The following is a 17,137-nucleotide window of genomic DNA, read 5'->3' on the forward strand; positions in this document are numbered from 1 at the left end:
GCTTATTTCGGTGGAGTAACGCTCGCCGGGCGCAGGCTGTTCCCGGCACGGCCACCGCGCAGGGCATGGAGCCAGCTTAGCGGGTTCCAGGATGAATCGCCGTCGAGCGAGAAGGTGATGAACTCCGCCCGGCCGCCAATGGCTTCCCACGGCACCGGTCCGCCCAGTCCGTTCTCCTCCAGCGGCGCGCGGCTGTCGGCGCTGTTGTCGCGATTGTCGCCCATCAGGAAGACGTGATTCGGGGGGATCCGCACCGGGCCGTACCAGTCGAGCGTGCTTGGGCCCATATCGATGATGACATAGCTCTTGCCGTTGGGCAGCACTTCCTGCCGCACCGGCAGTTCGCACCAGCTTTTGCCGTTCGCATCCGTGACCAGCGCGCCGGGGAATTGCGCGGGCGGGCAGGGGGCGTTGCCGTCAACAGGGATGCGGATGGGCTTCAATACCCTTTGCGGCACCGGCACGCCGTTCAGCACGACCTGTCCGCCCCGCACCTCCAATATGTCGCCAGGCAGGCCGATGACCCGCTTGATATAATCCTCCCGCTTGTCCTGCGGCGAAACGATGACGATATCGCCACGGTCGGGCATGCGGCCGAAGATCCGGCCCTTCAGGAAGGGCAGCGGATGGAAGCTGGGCGAGACGTAGGACCAGCCATAGGGATATTTGCTGACCACCAGCCGGTCGCCCTTCAGCAGCACGGGCATCATCGATTCGCTGGGAATGTAGAAGGGCTTGGCCACGAAACTGTGGAAGGCCAGCACTGCCAGGATCAGCAGGGTGATGCTTTTCGCCTCGTGCCACCAGTTCACGGACGCCTTTTCCGGCTCGGAAACCGGGCCGGGCTGGTCGGATGGGGCAGAATCGTTTTCGGTCATGTCGGCTGCCGTCATGGGAGGATTTCCGGCTGGAGAGATGCGGCGCTTATAATGGCAAGGCTTCGATAATCACAAAGGCTTGTGCCCATGGATGATCGTCGGTGAGCGTCAGGTGAACGACGGGCCGATGCCCGGCCGGCACCAGCGATTCGAGCCGGGCGAGCGCTCCGCCGCTCAGCTGCAGCGTCGGGGCGCCGCTTGGGCTGTTGACGACGCCGATGTCCTTCATGAAGACGCCCCGTTTGAAGCCGGTGCCCACGGCCTTCGAAAACGCTTCCTTTGCCGCGAAGCGCTTGGCGAGCGTGCCCGCCTTGGTGAAGGGACGGCGGTTGGCCTTCGCCCGCTCCACATCGGTGAACACGCGATTCTCGAACCGCTCCCCGAAGCGGTCGAGCGAATTCTGGATCCGCTCGATATTGCAGAGGTCGGAACCGAGGCCGACGATCAACGGGCCAGATCCATCTGGCGGCGCATTTCGCGAATGCTGCTCTCCAGCCCGCTGAAGATCGCCTCCCCGATCAGGAAATGGCCGATATTGAGTTCGGCGACCTGCGGGATCGCGGCGACCGGCCCGACATTGTCGAAGGTCAGGCCATGGCCCGCATGCGGTTCGATGCCGTTCTTCGCCGCCAGCGCCGCCGCATCGGCCAGCCGCCGCAGCTCCTCCGCCCGTGCGGAACCCTCCAGATGCGCGTAGCGGCCCGTATGCAGTTCGACCACGGGAGCGCCCAGTCGAATGGCTGCCTCGATCTGCGCGGCGTCAGGTTCGATGAACAGGCTGACGCGCACCCCGGCATCGCCCAGCGCGCCGACGATGGGGCGGAGAGCGTCGATCTGCCCGGCGGCGTCCAGCCCGCCCTCGGTGGTCCGCTCCTCGCGCTTTTCCGGCACGATGCAGGCGGCATGCGGCCGATGCCGGAGCGCGATGCCCAGCATTTCCTGCGTCGCCGCCATTTCCAGGTTCAGCGGCACCGTCAGCGCCGCCATCAGCGTGGCGATATCCTCATCGCGAATGTGCCGCCGATCCTCGCGCAGATGGGCGGTGATGCCGTCCGCGCCCGCCTTGGCCGCCAGCAGCGCCGCCTTGACCGGGTCGGGATGCGTTCCCCCGCGCGCGTTGCGAATGGTCGCCACATGATCGATGTTGACGCCCAGGCGCAGATGAGCGGGGGTTTGCGACATGGCTACTGCTTCCGGCTGCCGGGCTTGATCGCGGGGATCGCCGCCAGTTCGGGCGGGACCTGGTCCGCGTCATAGACGGGGAAATTGATGCTGACGAGCGGGTAGAAGGGAACGCCCAGCTCCACTTCTCCGGCGGAACGATCGACCAGCGCGGCCTCCGCGATGACGATGCCGCCCTCCGCCTCTACTGCCTCGATCGCCTGGCGGGAGGAGAGGCCGGTGGTGACGACGTCCTCCACCATCAGCACCTTCTGTCCCGGCGTGATGGCGAAGCCGCGGCGCAGTTCGAACGTGCCCTCGGGACGTTCCAGGAAAACGGCGTCCTTGTCGAGCGCGCGGCCGATTTCATGGCCGATGATGAGCCCACCCATCGCAGGGGACACCACCAGATCGATGTCCTGCCGCAATTCGCGGGGCAGCTTCTGCACCACGGCGCGCGCCAGCCGTCCGGCCCGCTCCGCGTTCATCAACACGCGCGCGCACTGAAGATAATTGGCGCTGCGGCGGCCCGAGGAAAGGATGAAATGCCCCTCCAGCAACGCGCCCGCAGCCCTGAATTCCGCTAATACTTCCTCGTCGGTCATTCTTGTCTTGATCCATTCGCCCACGCCGCCCCGCTCGGGCGCGATGCGGCACGCCTTTTCACCATGGGTCGCCCCATGATCTCGCCCCATATATGCGCAATTGCGCGCGGGGTGCGAGATAGGCTCACCAACTAGGCGTTGCAACAGCGAAGAAAATCTGGTTGTGGAAGCTTGAGGCGTAAAAAAAGATGCTTATAAGCCGCGGCAGACCGATACGGGCGGGGGGGACGTGTATGCGTGTGTCTTCGTTGCAGCGGCGCCAAGGGGTTACGGGGTAAGAAGACGCTTATGAACAAGGTGAAATCGCTCGTTCTCGCCGGGTTGTTGGCCTTTGCGCCTACGCTCGCCATGAACGGTCCGGCGCTGGCCCAGGACAATGCCGCGATGGCGGCTCCGGCCGCCGGGAACGAAACGGCAGCGGCTGATTCGGCCGGCAATGCAGCAGCGCCCGCCGCACAGGCCGCGCCAGCGGCGAAGGTCGCTGCGCCGCCCCGGATGAAGCCCACTTTGGGCAAGGGCATGCCGATGCCGGGTGAAATCACTCTTCAGAAGCAGTTCTCGCCAACCGGGCACACCGCGCGCTGGCTGCATGACAAGATGCTGCTGCCGATCATCACCATCATCTCGATCTTCGTTCTGGTCCTGATGCTCTATGTGATGGTCCGCTTCCGCCGCAGCGCCAACCCGACGCCGTCCAAGACCTCGCACAACACGGTGATCGAGGTGGTCTGGACCGTGGTCCCGGTCGTGATCCTGCTCGCCATCGCTATTCCCTCGATCGGCCTGCTGGCAGACCAGTACAAGCCCGCGCCCAAGGATGCGCTGACCGTCAAGGTCACCGGCTACCAATGGTATTGGGGCTATGAATATCCCGACAATGGCATTCCGGAATTCGTTTCGAACCTGCTGCCCCGCGACAAGGCGGAAGCGAATGGCGAGCCCTATCTGCTGGCGCCGGACAACCGCCTGGTCCTGCCGGTCGGTCGCCCGATCAAGCTGATCATCACAGGCGCCGACGTGATCCACAGCTTCGCGGTCCCCTCGCTCTGGGTGAAGATGGACGCCGTGCCGGGCCGCCTCAATGAGAAGAGCTTCACCATCGAGGAGCCAGGCGTCTATTACGGCCAGTGCTCGGAACTGTGCGGCGCGCGCCATGGCTTCATGCCGATCGCGATCGAGGCGCTGGAGCCCGCGCAGTTCGACCAGTGGCTGCTCTCGCAGGGCGGTACGCTGAAGGGCGCCGCCGCCGCGACCACGGCGGAGGCCGCCGCGCCCGCTGCCGCTCCTGCCGCCAAGCTTTGATGTAAGGGCATAGACGCCATGACCACCATTACCGCAGATCATCACGGCGATCATGCTCATGAGCATCATGACGCCGATCACAAGCCGGCCTTCTTCCAGCGTTGGTTCATGTCGACCAACCACAAGGATATCGGCACACTCTATCTGATCTTCGCGATCATTGCCGGTATCATCGGCGGCGCGATCTCGGGCCTGATGCGTGCCGAACTGGCGCAGCCGGGCATCCAGTATCTCCAGACCTGGGCGCAGTTCAGCGATGGCCCCACCGCCACGCTGGACCAGGCCTATCACCTCTGGAACGTGCTGATCACCGCCCACGGCCTCATCATGGTCTTCTTCATGGTGATGCCCGCGATGATCGGCGGCTTTGGCAACTGGTTCGTGCCGATCATGATCGGCGCGCCGGACATGGCCTTCCCGCGGATGAACAACATCAGCTTCTGGCTGCTCATCCCCGCCTTCGCCCTGCTGCTCGGCTCGACCTTCGTGCCCGGCGGCACCGGCAATGGCGCGGGCACCGGCTGGACGGTCTATGCCCCGCTGTCCACCAGCGGTTCGGCGGGTCCGGCGGTCGACATGGCGATCCTGTCGCTCCACATCGCGGGCGCGAGCTCGATCCTGGGCGCGGTCAACTTCATCACCACCATCCTGAACATGCGCGCACCGGGCATGACGCTGCACAAGATGCCGCTGTTCGTCTGGTCGGTGCTGGTCACCGCCTTCCTGCTGCTGCTCGCGCTGCCGGTTCTCGCTGCGGCGATCACCATGCTGCTGACCGACCGCAATTTCGGCACGACCTTCTATGACGCGGCTGGTGGCGGCGATCCGGAACTGTACCAGCATCTCTTCTGGTTCTTCGGCCACCCCGAAGTGTACATCATGATTCTGCCGGGCTTCGGCATCATCAGCCAGATCGTCTCGACCTTCAGCCGCAAGCCGGTCTTCGGCTATCTCGGCATGGCCTATGCCATGGTCGCGATCGGCGTGGTCGGCTTCGTCGTCTGGGCGCACCACATGTTCACCACCGGCATGTCGGTGAACGTGAAGATGTACTTCACCGCCGCCACCATGGTGATCGCGGTGCCGACCGGCATCAAGATCTTCTCCTGGATCGCGACGATCTGGGGCGGTTCCATCAGCTACAAGACCCCGATGGTCTGGGCGCTGGGCTTCATCTTCCTGTTCACTGTGGGCGGCGTCACCGGCGTGGTGCTGGCCAATGGCGGCGTCGACGACGTGCTGCACGACACCTATTATGTGGTCGCGCACTTCCACTACGTCCTTTCGCTGGGTGCGGTGTTCGGCCTGTTCGCCGGGTTCTACTACTGGTTCCCGAAAATGTCGGGTCGCATGTACAATGAATTTCTGGGCCATCTCCACTTCTGGGTGTTCTTCGTCGGCGTGAACATGCTGTTCTTCCCGATGCACTTCCTGGGCCTGTCGGGCATGCCGCGTCGCTACCCCGATTATCCGGAAGCGTTCGCCTATTGGAACAAGGTGGCGAGCCACGGCTATGAAGTCATGACCGCGGGCATGCTGATCTTCTTCGTCAACCTTGTCTGGTCGCTGGTCGCCGGCAAGAAGGCGGAGGGTAATCCCTGGGGTGAAGGCGCCACCACGCTGGAATGGACGCTGTCCAGCCCGCCGCCCTTCCACCAGTTCGAAACGCTGCCGGTCATCGACTGATCATCGGCGGGGGCGTCCCGGTTTGCCGGGACGCAAGGATTGGGGTAAAGGCCGCCAATCCTGGAATCAGGGCAGTCCCGGCGTGGCCGTCGCGCCGGGACGCCGCGTGAGGAGATTATGGCAAGTTCGCCGATCATGTCCGAAGGTTCGGCTTTCACGATTCCCGCGCACTGGCGGGACTTCGTCGCGCTGACCAAGCCGCGGGTGATGACGCTGGTCGTCTTCACCGGGCTGTGCGGCCTGCTCGCGGCGCCTGGGCATATCCATCCGGTTCTCGCCTTCACCGCAATCCTGTGCATAGCTTTGGGGGCGGGCGCGGCCGCCGCGCTCAACCAATGGTATGAAGCCGATATCGATGCGAAGATGAAGCGCACGGCCAACCGTCCGTTGCCCGCGGGCCGGATGGATCGCCAGTCCGCGCTGCATTTCGGCGTGGGCCTGTCCTTCTTCTCGGTCCTGCTGATGGGTATCGCGGCTAACTGGCTCGCGGCTGCCGTACTGGCCGTGTCGATCCTCTTCTACGTGTTCGTCTACACCATCTGGCTCAAGCCCCGCACGGCACAGAATATCGTCATCGGTGGTGCGGCGGGCGCCTTTCCGCCAGTCATCGGCTGGGCGGCGGTCACGGGCGACATCAGCGCGCTTCCGATTGCGCTGTTCATGCTGATCTTCTTCTGGACTCCGCCTCATTTCTGGGCACTGGCCCTGTTCGTGAAGACGGATTATGCCGCCGCCGGCATTCCCATGCTGCCGGTGGTTTCGGGTGAAGTGGCGACGCGGCGCCATATCTGGTTCTACACCGCCATCATGGCCGTGGCCGCCATGGCCCCGGTCCTGTTGCGCCTGACGGGCCCGATCTATGGCACGACGGCGCTGCTCGGAACGGCGCTGTTCGCATTGCTGGCCTTCCAGGTGTTGCGCCGGCGCGAGAGTGATCCTGCGCGGATGGCGCCGGAAAAGCGCTTGTTCAAATATTCGATCCTGTACCTGTTTCTCCTTTTCGGTGCGGTGGTCGTCGACCGCTGGGTGGCCGCATGACCCCCGAGGAGGACGGCCAGATTCGCGCGCGGCAGAAGGCGCGCGCCATCGTGACGGGGCTGCTGCTGGGCGCTCTGGTCATTCTCTTCTACGCGATCACCATCGCCAAGATCGGTGGGGGTCATTGATGGCGAGCCTTCCGCCTTCACCCTTCGACCGGGATCGCCGCAACCGGCGCACCATGATCGGCATGGCCGGCGTAGGCCTGGCGATGCTGGGGCTGGGGTTCGCTTCGGTGCCGCTCTACCGGATCTTCTGCCAACGGACGGGCTTTGGCGGCACCACGCAGCGCGCCGCTGCCGGCGTGCAGGTGGCAGAAGCGGTCGGGCATCGCATGTCGATCCGTTTCGATTCCAACGTAGCGCCCGGTATGCCGTGGAAATTCTACCCGGAGCGCAGCACCCAGACGGTGACGGTCGGCGCGCGCACCATGGCGATATTCATCGCGAAGAACATGTCGGACAAGCCGGTCACCGGCTCCGCCAGCTTCAACGTCACGCCGCTCCAGGCAGGGGCCTATTTCACCAAGATCCAGTGCTTCTGTTTCACCCAGCAAACGCTGAAGCCGGGTGAACAGGTGCGCATGCCGGTGATCTATTATGTCGATCCCAAGATATTGACGGATGCCGACAATAAGGACACGCAGGAAATCACGCTCAGCTACACCTTCTATCCTGTTGAGCAGGACAAGAAGCCAAGCTAAGGCACAATCATAACGCGAACGGGGATGAGAAACGTCATGGCAGGCGCCAAGAACCACGATTATCATATTCTTCCGCCCAGCATCTGGCCGTTTTTCGGCTCCATGTCGGCGCTGGTCATGGCTTTCGGCGCGATCATGTGGATGCATCCCGATGCGCTGCCCGCCGGCGGCGGCTGGGTGTTCCTGATCGGCGTCGCTGGCGTCCTGTTCACCATGTACAGCTGGTGGGCCAATGTCATTGCGGAGGCTCATGCGGGCGATCATACGCCGGTGGTGCAGCTTCACCTGCGCTACGGCATGATCCTGTTCATCGCATCGGAAGTCATGTTCTTCGTGGGCTGGTTCTGGTCGTTCTTCGACTTCTCGCTCTTCCCCAGCCAGCTGGCGCCGATCGAGGGCATGTTCCCGTCCAAGGGCATCGAGGTGATGAACGCCTTCGAACTGCCGCTGCTCAACACGCTGATCCTGCTCTGTTCGGGCACGACCGTCACCTGGGCGCACCATGCGCTGATTCATGGTGATCGCGACGGCCTGAAGAAGGGATTGACGCTGACGGTTATCCTGGGCGCCCTCTTCTCGTCGATCCAGGCCTATGAATATGCCCATGCGCCGTTCCCCTTCGGCGGCAGTCCGTACAGCTCGGCCTTCTACATGGCGACCGGGTTCCACGGCTTCCACGTCCTGATCGGCACCATCTTCCTGCTGGTGAACCTGATCCGCGCGCACAAGGGCGACTTCACCCCGCGCCAGCATTTCGGTTTCGAGGCGGCTGCCTGGTACTGGCATTTCGTCGACGTGGTGTGGTTGTTCCTTTTCGTCGCCATCTATGTGTGGGGCGGCTGGGGCGCGCCGGTGCACGGCGGTTGATCCTTTCGCCGATCGATTTACGGAAAACGGCCGGACCTGCTCCGGCCGTTTTCTTTTCCGGCCGGGGGCATTATGCCTGAGCCCATGTCCCCGCCAGACCCACAATCCCCTGAGCCGCAGCCGCTGTTGATCGCTTCGGCCCGGGGCGCCTGTCCGCAATGCGGCGCGCCGACGCTGTTCGCGGGGCCTGTGGGCTTTGCCGCGTCATGCAGGAACTGCGGGCTGGACTATGGCCAGTTCAATGTCGGCGACGGGCCCGCGGCGTTCCTGACGCTGATCATCGGCGCGCTGATGGTGGCGATGGCGTTGATATTGGAATTGAAGGTCCATCCGCCGCTCTGGCTGCATATCCTGCTCTGGACGCCGCTGACCGTGGTCGCGGTGATCGGCAGCCTGCGCGTGGCGAAGGGCGCGCTGCTCATCCTCGAATATCGCAACAAGGCGCGCGAGGGGCGGTTGACCGAAGGGGAACGCCAGCCATGAGCCGGCGCTTCCCCCTTGTCCCAACGCTGATCGTGGCGGCGGCGGTGCTGGTGATGGTCGGCCTCGGCATCTGGCAGCTTCAACGCAGGGCGGAGAAGGAGGCGATGCTGAGCCTCGTCGCGGCGAATCCGGCCCGGCCCGCCGTCACCTTTCCGGCCTATCCGCCTGTGCCCGCAGACCTTCTGTTTCGACGCTCCTCCGCCCATTGCCTGCGTGTCGTCCGCTGGCACAGCGAAGCCGGACGGGCGGCCGATGGGTCGGTCGGCTACCGCTACATCGCCGAATGCGCGACGGGTATCGAGGGGCCGGGGGTGCTGGTCGCTGCGGGCGTCGCCAGGACGCCGGACGCCAAACCCCAGTGGCGGGGGGGGCAGATGCGTGGCTGGATCGGGGAGGAGCCCGACCATCGTTCGCTCCTGTCGCGGATCGGCGGCAAGGCCATGCCCTTGCGGCCCATGCTGATCGCCGGAGAGCCGGTACCGGGCCTCAAGCCGCTGGCCCCGCCCAATGTGGCTGACGTGCCGAACAATCACCTGGCCTATGCGGTGCAGTGGTTCTTCTTCGCGGGGATCGCGGCGATCATCTATGTCCTCGCGCTGCGCAAGCGGAAGCCGCGACCTTAAAAGCTTGCCCGGAGGCGCGTCCGGCGTTACCGCGCTACCCCATCATGCACTATGTAAGCACCAGAGGGAGCGCGCCCGCGCTCGGGTTCGAGGATGTGACGCTGGCGGGGCTGGCGTCCGATGGCGGGCTCTATGTGCCGGAAAGCTGGCCCAGCTTTTCCGCTGAGCAGATACGTGCGCTGGCGGGCCTCTCCTATGTGGAAACGGCAGTGCGGGTCATGGCGCCTTTTGTCGCCGGATCACTCGGCGAAGAGGAATTGCGGGAACTGTGCACCGCCGCCTACGGCCGGTTCAGCCATGATGCGGTGACGCCGCTGGTGCAGCTTGACCATCGCCACTGGCTGCTGGAACTGTTCCACGGGCCGACGTTGGCGTTCAAGGACGTGGCCCTGCAACTGCTCGGCCATTTGTTCGAGCGTTTCCTGTCACGCCGGGACGATCATCTGACCATCGTCGGCGCGACATCCGGCGATACCGGGTCGGCGGCGATCGATGCGGTCGCCGGCCGTGCCAAGATCGATATCTTCATGCTGCACCCGGAAGGCCGTGTGTCGGATGTGCAGCGGCGGCAGATGACGACGGTGCGGGCACCCAATGTCCACAACATCGCCATTGACGGCAGCTTCGACGATGCGCAGGCGCTGGTGAAGGCGATGTTCAACGACGCCGATTTCGCGCGCCGCTTCAACCTTTCGGCGGTGAACAGCATCAACTGGGCGCGGTTGATGGCGCAGGTCGTTTATTATTTCTACGCCGCCGTCCGCCTGGGGGCGCCGGAACGTTCCGTCGCCTTCTCCGTCCCGACAGGCAATTTTGGCGACGTGTTCGCGGGCTATGTCGCGGCGAAGATGGGATTGCCCGTCGCGAAGCTGATGGTGGCGACCAATGTCAACGACATCCTCCACCGCGCCCTGTCCGATGGCGACTACAGCCAGGGGCAGGTGGTGGCGACGGCTACTCCCAGCATGGACATCCAGGTCAGCTCGAACTTCGAGCGACTGCTGTTCGACGCGGGCGGGCGCGATGGCAAGGCGCTGGCCGAACAGATGAGGGGTTTCGAAACGAGCAGGGCGATGCGCCTCACAAATGCGCAGCGGGACGGCGCGGCGGCGCTGTTCACGTCCGCGCGGATCGACGCCGACGCCATGACCATGGCCATGCGCTGGGCCTATGATGCGGCCGGGCAGGTGATCGATCCACACAGCGCGGTCGGCCTGGCGGCGGCGCGGTCGGCCGAGCTCGACCCGGCGGTGCCTGTGGTCACGCTGGCGACGGCGCATGCGGCGAAATTCCCCACGGCGGTCGAGCGCGCCACGGGCATTCGCCCCTCCTTGCCCTCGCGCGTGGGTGACCTGTTCGCACGGGAAGAGGCCTATGCCAAGCTGCCCGGCACCTTCGACGCGGTCACGGCCTATGTCGCGGAGCGCGCGACGCCGAGGGGCTGAGGTGAAACTCCAGACCCTTATCGGTGAGCCCTGGTCCGATTATGGCCTGATCGATTCGGGCCACGGGCGAAAGCTGGAGCGCTATGGCCGTTTCCGCTTCATCCGGCCGGAACCGCAGGCGATGTGGGCTCCGGCGCAGGATGACTGGCAGGCCGACGGCGAATTCGTCCCCGGTTCCGACGAGGAGGGCGGCGGGCGCTGGTTCTATGAACGGCCGGTGCCCGCTGAAGGCTGGCCGTTGGATTGGAACGAAGTCACCTTCCAGTCGAGCTGCACTCCCTTCCGTCATCTCGGCTTCTTTCCCGATATGGCGCCGGTCTGGGAATGGATGCGCGGCCGGATCGCGGACAAGGTCAGCGCAGGGGATCAGGCGCAGGTGATGAACCTGTTCGGCTATACCGGCGTGGGCACGCTGGCGATGGCGGCGGCGGGCGCGCAGATGGTGCATGTCGACGCGTCCAAGAAGTCGGTGGCGCAGGCGCGGGCCAATGCGGCGTTGTCCGGGCTGGAGGATCGGCCGGTTCGCTGGATCGTCGACGATGCCGCAAAGTTCGTGGCGCGCGAGGTACGCCGCGGGCGCCGCTATGACGGCATATTGCTCGATCCCCCCAAATATGGCCGGGGCCCCGATGGGGAAGTGTGGCGGCTGGAGGAGGATCTGCCGGGGCTGATCGCGCATTGCCGGCAATTGCTGGACGCGGACAGCCGTTTCCTGTTCCTGACCGTCTATGCCGTCCGCATGTCGGCGCTGGCGATCGGGGAATTGTTGCGCCAGGCGTTCGCCGATCTGCCGGGCACCGTCGAAGCAGGTGAACTGGTGGTGCGCGAAGAGGCGCGCGGATTGATGCTGCCTACTGCGATCTGGGCCCGCTGGAGCCGCTGAGGCGATTTTGTGCCAGGCGGTGACGCTCCGGCCTCTGGCGTCGCATCGTTTGAAAGGGAAAAGCATGGCCGCTTTTCCCTGCGATGCTCAGAAACTCGCCTTCAGTCCATCGATCACGAATTGCGCGGCCAGCGCAGCCAGCAGGACGCCCAGCAGCCTTGTGATCACCGCCTCGATCTTGGACCCGAGCAAAGCCATGATCGGCCCCGCCGCCAGCAGCGACCCCAGCATCAGCGCCAGCGTCACGACCACCGCGCCGATCACCACCAGCCGCTCGCTCAAGCCCTCCGCCCGCGACATCAGCAGCATGACCGTGGCGATCGAACCCGGCCCGGCGATCATCGGCATCGCCATGGGGAAGACCGACACATCCTCGACCTCGGGCGTTTCGGCGATCTTCTGCGCCCGGTCCTCTCGCCGCTGGGTGCGCTTTTCGAACACCATGTCCATGGCGATGATGAACAGCATGATGCCGCCCGCGATGCGGAAACTGTCCAGTGCGATCCCCAGGGTGCCCAGCAACTGCTTGCCCCACAGCGCGAACAGCAGCAGGATGCCCGCGGCGATGGCCACGGCGCGGATCGCCATGCTGCGGCGCTGGATCTGCGTCGCCCCGGTGGTGAGGCTGGCATAGATCGGCGCGCAGCCCGGCGGATCGATCACGACGAACAGGGTGACGAAGGCGGAGATGAACAGTTCCGTCATTGCGTCGCGGCCACCCTGTCGTCGATCACCATGTCATAGTCGGTCCCGTTCCACATGCGTACGGTCACGCGGCGGCTGCCGTCGGCAGCGACATCGGCGTTCCAGCTCAGGCTTTCATCGCGAGGGGCTGGCGGTGTCTCGCCCTTTGTCGCCTTGCGGTCCGGCGGCGAGGCGGCGGGTCGAGGGCCGTCCCCGGCGCGGCCGCGCTTGCAGGTCGCGACCTTGCCGATGAGGAATTCGGGCGCTTCACGGGCGCTGGCGAGCGTGTCGCCATGGTCCATGATCCATTTCCACTCGCCCTTCTTGTCCCGCTGCCAGATAGTGGTGAAATAGCCGACCGATCCGTCCGGCCGCTTCCAGCCGCCGGTGCTGGCCGCCAGATTGCCGTCGCAGGACACATAGATGGTCGAGGGGGTCCAGCTTACCGGGGCAGGCGGGTCGGCGCGTCCCTTCAGCCATTGCTTCGCCAACGCCCGCTGCGGCACGAACATCACCGCCTCGTCCGCCGCCGTTTCGCGGAAGGCGGTCCATTGCCCCTTCTGCTGCGCGAGCCGGTTGAAGGCGAGTTCGGCCGCGAACACGGAACTGGGGTCAGGCTGATAGCGCATGGGCGGGCGCGCGCCCGCCAGCGCCAGCAATGTCAGGGCCAGGAACGCGGCGCGCGCCTTCACAGCCCCTCCGGCTTTGCGAGCCCCGCTCGCGCATGGGCCGCGACCAGCGTATTGCGCAGCAGGACGGCTATGGTCATCGGGCCGACGCCCCCCGGCACCGGAGTGATGGCGCGGACATGGGCCAGCGCTTCGGCCGTGGCGACGTCGCCGACGATCCGGCTCTTGCCGTCCTCGGTATCGGTGACGCGGTTGATGCCGACGTCGATTACTGTCGCGCCGGGCCTGATCCACTCGCCCTTCACCATTTCCGCCCGGCCCACGGCCGCGACCACGATGTCGGCGCGATGCACGACGGAGGCGATGTCCCGCGTACGGCTGTGCGCGATGGTGACGGTGCAGTTTTCCGCCAGCAGCAATTGCGCCATCGGCTTGCCGACGATGTTGGATCGGCCGACGACGACAGCTTCCAGACCCGAAAGATCGCCCAGTTCATCCTTGAGCAGCATGATGCAGCCCAGCGGCGTGCAGGGCACCAGCGCCTCCTGCCCGGTGGCGAGCAGGCCCGAATTGACGACATGGAAACCGTCGACATCCTTGGCGGGATCGATCGTGCCGATCACCGATGCCTCGTTGATGTGCGATGGCAGCGGCAGTTGGACGAGGATGCCGTCGACCCGGTCGTCGGCATTCAGTTCCTCGACCAGGTCCAGCAATTCCTCCTCGCCTATGGAGGCGGGCAGCTTGAATTCCATGCTTTCCATGCCGGCGGCGACGGTCATCTTGCCCTTGTTGCGGACATAGACGGAACTGGCCGGATCCTCGCCCACCAGCACCACCGCCAGCCCCGGCTTGCGCCCGGTCTTCGCGATGAAAGCGCCGACCCCGTCCGCGACCTTGCCACGAAGCGTCTCCGCAAAGGCCTTGCCGTCAATGATCTTGCCGATGGTCATGATGCTTCAACCTGTTCCTTGATGATGGCGCAAAGCCCGGCGCTGCGGCTACCGCATTTCCTGAGATGTCAGCTGCTCGCATCTCGATTGGAAATGCTTCAGCGTCAACGCCTCACCGCCCCCCTTGATCCGCAGCCGCTTTAGCCGGTTGGTGTCACCCGATTCCAGTGAAATCGCGCTGCGTGGCCACTCCAGCCGCTTCGCCAGCAATGCGACCAGCGCCGCATTGGCCTTTCCCTTTTCCGGCACGGCGCGTACGCGTGCACGCAGCCAGGTTGCGCCCTTGTCGTCCGTCCAGACGCCGCCAATCTCTTCCCGCGTCGCGCCCGGCGTCAACCGGACCGAGAGGATGAGATCGTCGCCGTCCCGGTGCCAGACCGTCACACCAGGCCGAACAGCGGCGGCAATATGGCCTGGCGGATGATCAGAATGCCCAGCAGCACGACCATGGGCGAGAGGTCGAGCGCCCCCAGGTCCGGCAACACCCGGCGGATCGGATTGTATATCGGCGCCGTCATCCGATCCAGCGCGACCATCACCGTGCGCACGAAATCATTGGAAAGATTGACGACATTGAAGGCGATCAGCCAGCTCATGATGGCCTGGATGATGATGATCCACCACAGCACATCGAGCAGGATGACGATGATCTGATAGAGGGCGTAGGCCATGCGATCTCCGAATTGATGGCCAATCGCTCTAAAGCGATTTCAAGTCAGATGGAACATCTGAACGCCCGGAAATTGCGGAAAACCCATAAGATAGCCTGGGTGCGGACTTCATCAGGCCCGTTGCCGCACCGCGCCCCATGGATTTTCGCGACGCCGCGCACGGCGCCCCCGACCGCCGCCTGCCATGCGGCACGCTGGCGGGCCGCCCATGCGCTTTGCTTCAAGCCCGAAGGGGCCCGGTTCACCGGCGGACTAACGTACCCGCACCGCGATCGGTGAAGATTTCCAGCAGCATTGCGTGCGGCACCCGTCCGTCCAGGATGACGGCGGCGTCCACCCCGCCTTCGACCGCCCGGACGCAGGTTTCCAGCTTGGGGATCATGCCGCCGCTGATGGTGCCGTCCTCTTCCAGCCCCCTGATCGCATGCGGGTCCAGGTCGGTCAGCAACTGGCCCTGCTTGTCCAGAACGCCGGCGACGTCGGTGAGGAGGAAGAAGCGGGCTGCCTGCAATTCCGCGGCGATGGCGCCCGCCATGGTGTCGGCATTGACATTGTAGGTGTGCCCATCCGCGCCGATGCCCACGGGCGCGACCACCGGAATGATGCCATTCTGGGTCAGCGTGTCCAGGATGCTGCGGTCGACCCTCACCGGATCGCCGACAAAGCCCAGGTCGACATTGCGCTCTATGCCGGAATTGGGGTCCGCCTCACGCTTGCCCAGCACCTTTTCGCACAGGACCAGCCCGCCATCCTTGCCCGAAATGCCGACGGCCCGGCCGCCCGCGCCGGATATCCAGCCGACGATTTCCTTGTTGATCGATCCGGCCAGCACCATTTCCGCGATCTGCGCGGTTTCCTTGTCGGTGACGCGCAGGCCGCCGACGAACTGCGACTCGACGCCCAGCTTCTTCAGCATCGCGCCGATCTGCGGACCGCCGCCGTGGACGACGACGACATTGATGCCGACCGCCTTCATCAGCACGACGTCCTCGGCGAAATCGCGCGCCGCCTCGGGATCGCCCATGGCATGGCCGCCATATTTGACGACGAAGGTCTTGCCCGCATAGCGCTGCATATAGGGAAGCGCCTCGACGAGCGTTTCGGCCTTGGCGAGGAGCGCCGGATCGGGGGCGTGCTTGCTGTTCATGCGCGGGCGCATAGGGCACTATGCGCGTCGCCGCAAGCTAACGGTCCAGGCGGCGCCCCAGCGCGACCAGCGCATAGAGGACGGGCGGCACCAGCAGCGCCGACAGCGTGACCTTCGCCAGCATCTGCCCCAGCAGCAGCTCTCCGATCGGGAACACCCCGTAAAAGGCGATGGAGACGAAGAGCAGCGTGTCCGCGATCTGCGACAATATGCTCGCCACCGCGGCGCGCAGCCAGAGCAGGCGGCTGCCCTCGCGCCCCTTGAGTGCGGCGAAGAGGGTGACGTTCAAGGTCTGGGAAATGCCATAGGCGATGATCCCGCCGAGCCAGATCCGGGGCGTGCCGCCCATCATCAGCGCAAAGGCATCGCGCCGCGCCGGGTCCATGTCGCTCGCGGCGGGTACGGACAGCACGGCGATGGAAAGCAATATGGATGCGATCAGCGGCAGGAAGCCGATCCGCACCAGCCGGTTGGCGACGGCCGGGCCGTGCAGTTCCGCCACCGCGCTGGAAATCGTCACCAGCAGCAGGAAGGCGAAGATGCCCGCCTCCACCGCCAGCGGGCCGAGGCCGAACCAGGGACCGATGGCCGACAGGGGCCCCAGCGTCACCTGCTTGTTGCCGAGCACGCCGGCAATGCAGACCATGCCGCCGTAGAAGATCGAAAATACGAAGAGCGAACGCGCGATCGGTGCGGGATGCGAAGCCATTGCCGGCACTTACCGGGCTTTGGGCGGAGTGGAAAGCGGTTAGAGGAGGCGCGGCTTCGGCGAAGGGCTGTCCAGCGCCGCACGCATGGGCTTCAGCCCTCCAGAACGCCCTTGGCGGCGCGCAGTCCGGCCTTGCCGTTGCGGGCGAGGGCGCGTTTCAGCGCATCCGGACTGGGCGCCACGAGAAAGCCGAAGCTGACGCAGCCCTGCTTCGTCTCGACCGCATGATGCAGGCGATGGGCCTGGACGATGCGCTTCATATAGGCGGAGCGCGGCACATGGCGATGGCGGACGCGGCGATGGACGATGATGTCGTGGAAACCCAGATAGATGGCGCCATAGGCCGCGATGCCGGCGCCGGTCGCCGTCGCCCAATCGCCCCAATGCCATTGCACGCCCCCCAGCAGCAGCAGGATGGAGGGCATGGCGAAGATCACGAAATAGAGGTCGTTCGCTTCCCAGCGGCCGGGGCGTTCCCGATGGTGGCTGGCGTGCAGGAACCAGCCCGGCCCGTGCATGACCCAACGGTGCATGACATAGGCGAAGCCCTCCATCGCGGCGACGGTCACGAGGAAGAGGAGGATCAGCGAGAAGGCGGTCATGCGCCCTTTATAGGGTGCGGCCCGCGCCCAGGCGAGCCGCAAAGCGCAAAAAAGGCCGCGCCCACGGG

The 17,137-nt window shown here is 65.1% G+C and carries 22 protein-coding genes; 10 read left to right on the forward strand and 12 right to left on the reverse strand.

Going from position 1 to position 17,137, the window contains the following annotated elements; translation table 11 throughout:
• Positions 1-2 precede the first annotated feature (2 nt).
• The 4 genes from lepB to pyrE are packed head-to-tail and all read right to left on the reverse strand — an operon-like array spanning position 3 to position 2,644.
• On the reverse strand, positions 3-893 hold the full coding sequence (lepB, locus tag MRBLMA1_RS16345; RefSeq protein ID WP_363738100.1) for a signal peptidase I: 891 nt from the start codon (positions 891-893) through the stop codon (positions 3-5).
• 31 nt (positions 894-924) lie between these two features.
• Positions 925-1,326 carry a holo-ACP synthase gene (gene acpS / locus MRBLMA1_RS16350; RefSeq protein ID WP_363738102.1) on the reverse strand — a complete coding sequence of 134 codons (402 nt, stop codon included), beginning with the start codon at positions 1,324-1,326 and terminating at the stop codon, positions 925-927.
• Positions 1,323-2,060: a pyridoxine 5'-phosphate synthase gene (locus MRBLMA1_RS16355; protein WP_363738104.1), complete on the reverse strand. Its 738-nt coding sequence runs from the start codon at positions 2,058-2,060 to the stop codon at positions 1,323-1,325. Before MRBLMA1_RS16355 ends, acpS begins: the two co-directional genes overlap by 4 nt.
• Positions 2,061-2,062: 2 nt before the next feature.
• The gene (pyrE, locus tag MRBLMA1_RS16360) at positions 2,063-2,644 is read right to left on the reverse strand and encodes an orotate phosphoribosyltransferase (RefSeq protein ID WP_363738243.1); all 582 of its coding nucleotides are present in this window, start codon (positions 2,642-2,644) and stop codon (positions 2,063-2,065) included.
• 288 nt (positions 2,645-2,932) lie between these two features.
• Between pyrE and coxB the strand changes: the two genes are divergently transcribed.
• The 10 genes from coxB (at position 2,933) to MRBLMA1_RS16410 (ending at position 11,674) form a co-directional block, all read left to right on the forward strand.
• The gene (coxB, locus tag MRBLMA1_RS16365) at positions 2,933-3,946 is read left to right on the forward strand and encodes a cytochrome c oxidase subunit II (RefSeq protein WP_363738106.1); all 1,014 of its coding nucleotides are present in this window, start codon (positions 2,933-2,935) and stop codon (positions 3,944-3,946) included.
• Positions 3,947-3,964: 18 nt separating this feature from the next.
• Positions 3,965-5,632 carry a cytochrome c oxidase subunit I gene (gene ctaD / locus MRBLMA1_RS16370; protein ID WP_363738108.1) on the forward strand — a complete coding sequence of 556 codons (1,668 nt, stop codon included), beginning with the start codon at positions 3,965-3,967 and terminating at the stop codon, positions 5,630-5,632.
• Positions 5,633-5,749: 117 nt separating this feature from the next.
• Positions 5,750-6,670, forward strand: a complete 921-nt coding sequence (locus tag MRBLMA1_RS16375; RefSeq protein ID WP_363738110.1) for a heme o synthase — start codon at positions 5,750-5,752, stop codon at positions 6,668-6,670.
• Positions 6,667-6,798 (forward strand): hypothetical protein, encoded by a 132-nt coding sequence (locus MRBLMA1_RS16380; RefSeq protein WP_363738112.1) that lies wholly within the window; start codon positions 6,667-6,669, stop codon positions 6,796-6,798. Before MRBLMA1_RS16375 ends, MRBLMA1_RS16380 begins: the two co-directional genes overlap by 4 nt.
• Complete coding sequence (locus MRBLMA1_RS16385) at positions 6,798-7,373, forward strand: cytochrome c oxidase assembly protein (RefSeq protein ID WP_363738113.1); 576 nt, start codon at positions 6,798-6,800, stop codon at positions 7,371-7,373. The genes MRBLMA1_RS16380 and MRBLMA1_RS16385 overlap by 1 nt, the downstream gene beginning before the upstream one ends.
• 36 nt (positions 7,374-7,409) lie before the next feature.
• Positions 7,410-8,240 carry a cytochrome c oxidase subunit 3 gene (locus MRBLMA1_RS16390; protein WP_363738115.1) on the forward strand — a complete coding sequence of 277 codons (831 nt, stop codon included), beginning with the start codon at positions 7,410-7,412 and terminating at the stop codon, positions 8,238-8,240.
• 84 nt (positions 8,241-8,324) lie between these two features.
• Positions 8,325-8,723 carry a DUF983 domain-containing protein gene (locus MRBLMA1_RS16395; protein WP_363738117.1) on the forward strand — a complete coding sequence of 133 codons (399 nt, stop codon included), beginning with the start codon at positions 8,325-8,327 and terminating at the stop codon, positions 8,721-8,723.
• The gene (locus MRBLMA1_RS16400; RefSeq protein ID WP_133653910.1) at positions 8,720-9,346 is read left to right on the forward strand and encodes an SURF1 family protein; all 627 of its coding nucleotides are present in this window, start codon (positions 8,720-8,722) and stop codon (positions 9,344-9,346) included. The genes MRBLMA1_RS16395 and MRBLMA1_RS16400 overlap by 4 nt, the downstream gene beginning before the upstream one ends.
• 44 nt (positions 9,347-9,390) lie before the next feature.
• Entirely contained in the window at positions 9,391-10,791 is a 1,401-nt protein-coding gene (gene thrC / locus MRBLMA1_RS16405; RefSeq protein WP_133653909.1) for a threonine synthase, read from the forward strand.
• Position 10,792: 1 nt separating this feature from the next.
• Positions 10,793-11,674, forward strand: a complete 882-nt coding sequence (locus tag MRBLMA1_RS16410; protein WP_363738118.1) for a class I SAM-dependent methyltransferase — start codon at positions 10,793-10,795, stop codon at positions 11,672-11,674.
• A gap of 87 nt (positions 11,675-11,761) precedes the next feature.
• Here MRBLMA1_RS16410 and MRBLMA1_RS16415 read toward each other — a convergent pair whose 3' ends face one another.
• From MRBLMA1_RS16415 to MRBLMA1_RS16450, 8 genes are all read right to left on the reverse strand, one after another.
• Complete coding sequence (locus MRBLMA1_RS16415; protein WP_363738120.1) at positions 11,762-12,379, reverse strand: MarC family protein; 618 nt, start codon at positions 12,377-12,379, stop codon at positions 11,762-11,764.
• Positions 12,376-13,050 carry a YybH family protein gene (locus tag MRBLMA1_RS16420; RefSeq protein ID WP_363738121.1) on the reverse strand — a complete coding sequence of 225 codons (675 nt, stop codon included), beginning with the start codon at positions 13,048-13,050 and terminating at the stop codon, positions 12,376-12,378. The genes MRBLMA1_RS16415 and MRBLMA1_RS16420 overlap by 4 nt, the downstream gene beginning before the upstream one ends.
• Positions 13,047-13,940 carry a bifunctional methylenetetrahydrofolate dehydrogenase/methenyltetrahydrofolate cyclohydrolase FolD gene (gene folD, locus MRBLMA1_RS16425; protein ID WP_133653905.1) on the reverse strand — a complete coding sequence of 298 codons (894 nt, stop codon included), beginning with the start codon at positions 13,938-13,940 and terminating at the stop codon, positions 13,047-13,049. Before folD ends, MRBLMA1_RS16420 begins: the two co-directional genes overlap by 4 nt.
• Positions 13,941-13,988: 48 nt before the next feature.
• Positions 13,989-14,324, reverse strand: a complete 336-nt coding sequence (locus MRBLMA1_RS16430) for a DUF167 family protein (RefSeq protein WP_363738123.1) — start codon at positions 14,322-14,324, stop codon at positions 13,989-13,991.
• Positions 14,321-14,611: a YggT family protein gene (locus MRBLMA1_RS16435; protein WP_007688568.1), complete on the reverse strand. Its 291-nt coding sequence runs from the start codon at positions 14,609-14,611 to the stop codon at positions 14,321-14,323. Before MRBLMA1_RS16435 ends, MRBLMA1_RS16430 begins: the two co-directional genes overlap by 4 nt.
• A gap of 241 nt (positions 14,612-14,852) precedes the next feature.
• Positions 14,853-15,770, reverse strand: a complete 918-nt coding sequence (gene argB / locus MRBLMA1_RS16440; RefSeq protein ID WP_363738126.1) for an acetylglutamate kinase — start codon at positions 15,768-15,770, stop codon at positions 14,853-14,855.
• A 25-nt stretch (positions 15,771-15,795) separates the two neighbouring features.
• Positions 15,796-16,467, reverse strand: a complete 672-nt coding sequence (locus MRBLMA1_RS16445; RefSeq protein WP_133653902.1) for a queuosine precursor transporter — start codon at positions 16,465-16,467, stop codon at positions 15,796-15,798.
• A 92-nt stretch (positions 16,468-16,559) separates the two neighbouring features.
• Positions 16,560-17,069 (reverse strand): beta-carotene hydroxylase, encoded by a 510-nt coding sequence (locus MRBLMA1_RS16450; RefSeq protein WP_363738128.1) that lies wholly within the window; start codon positions 17,067-17,069, stop codon positions 16,560-16,562.
• Positions 17,070-17,137: the final 68 nt, after the last annotated feature.

It is taken from the genome of Sphingobium sp. LMA1-1-1.1, assembly GCF_040676365.1.
Lineage (GTDB): Bacteria > Pseudomonadota > Alphaproteobacteria > Sphingomonadales > Sphingomonadaceae > Sphingobium.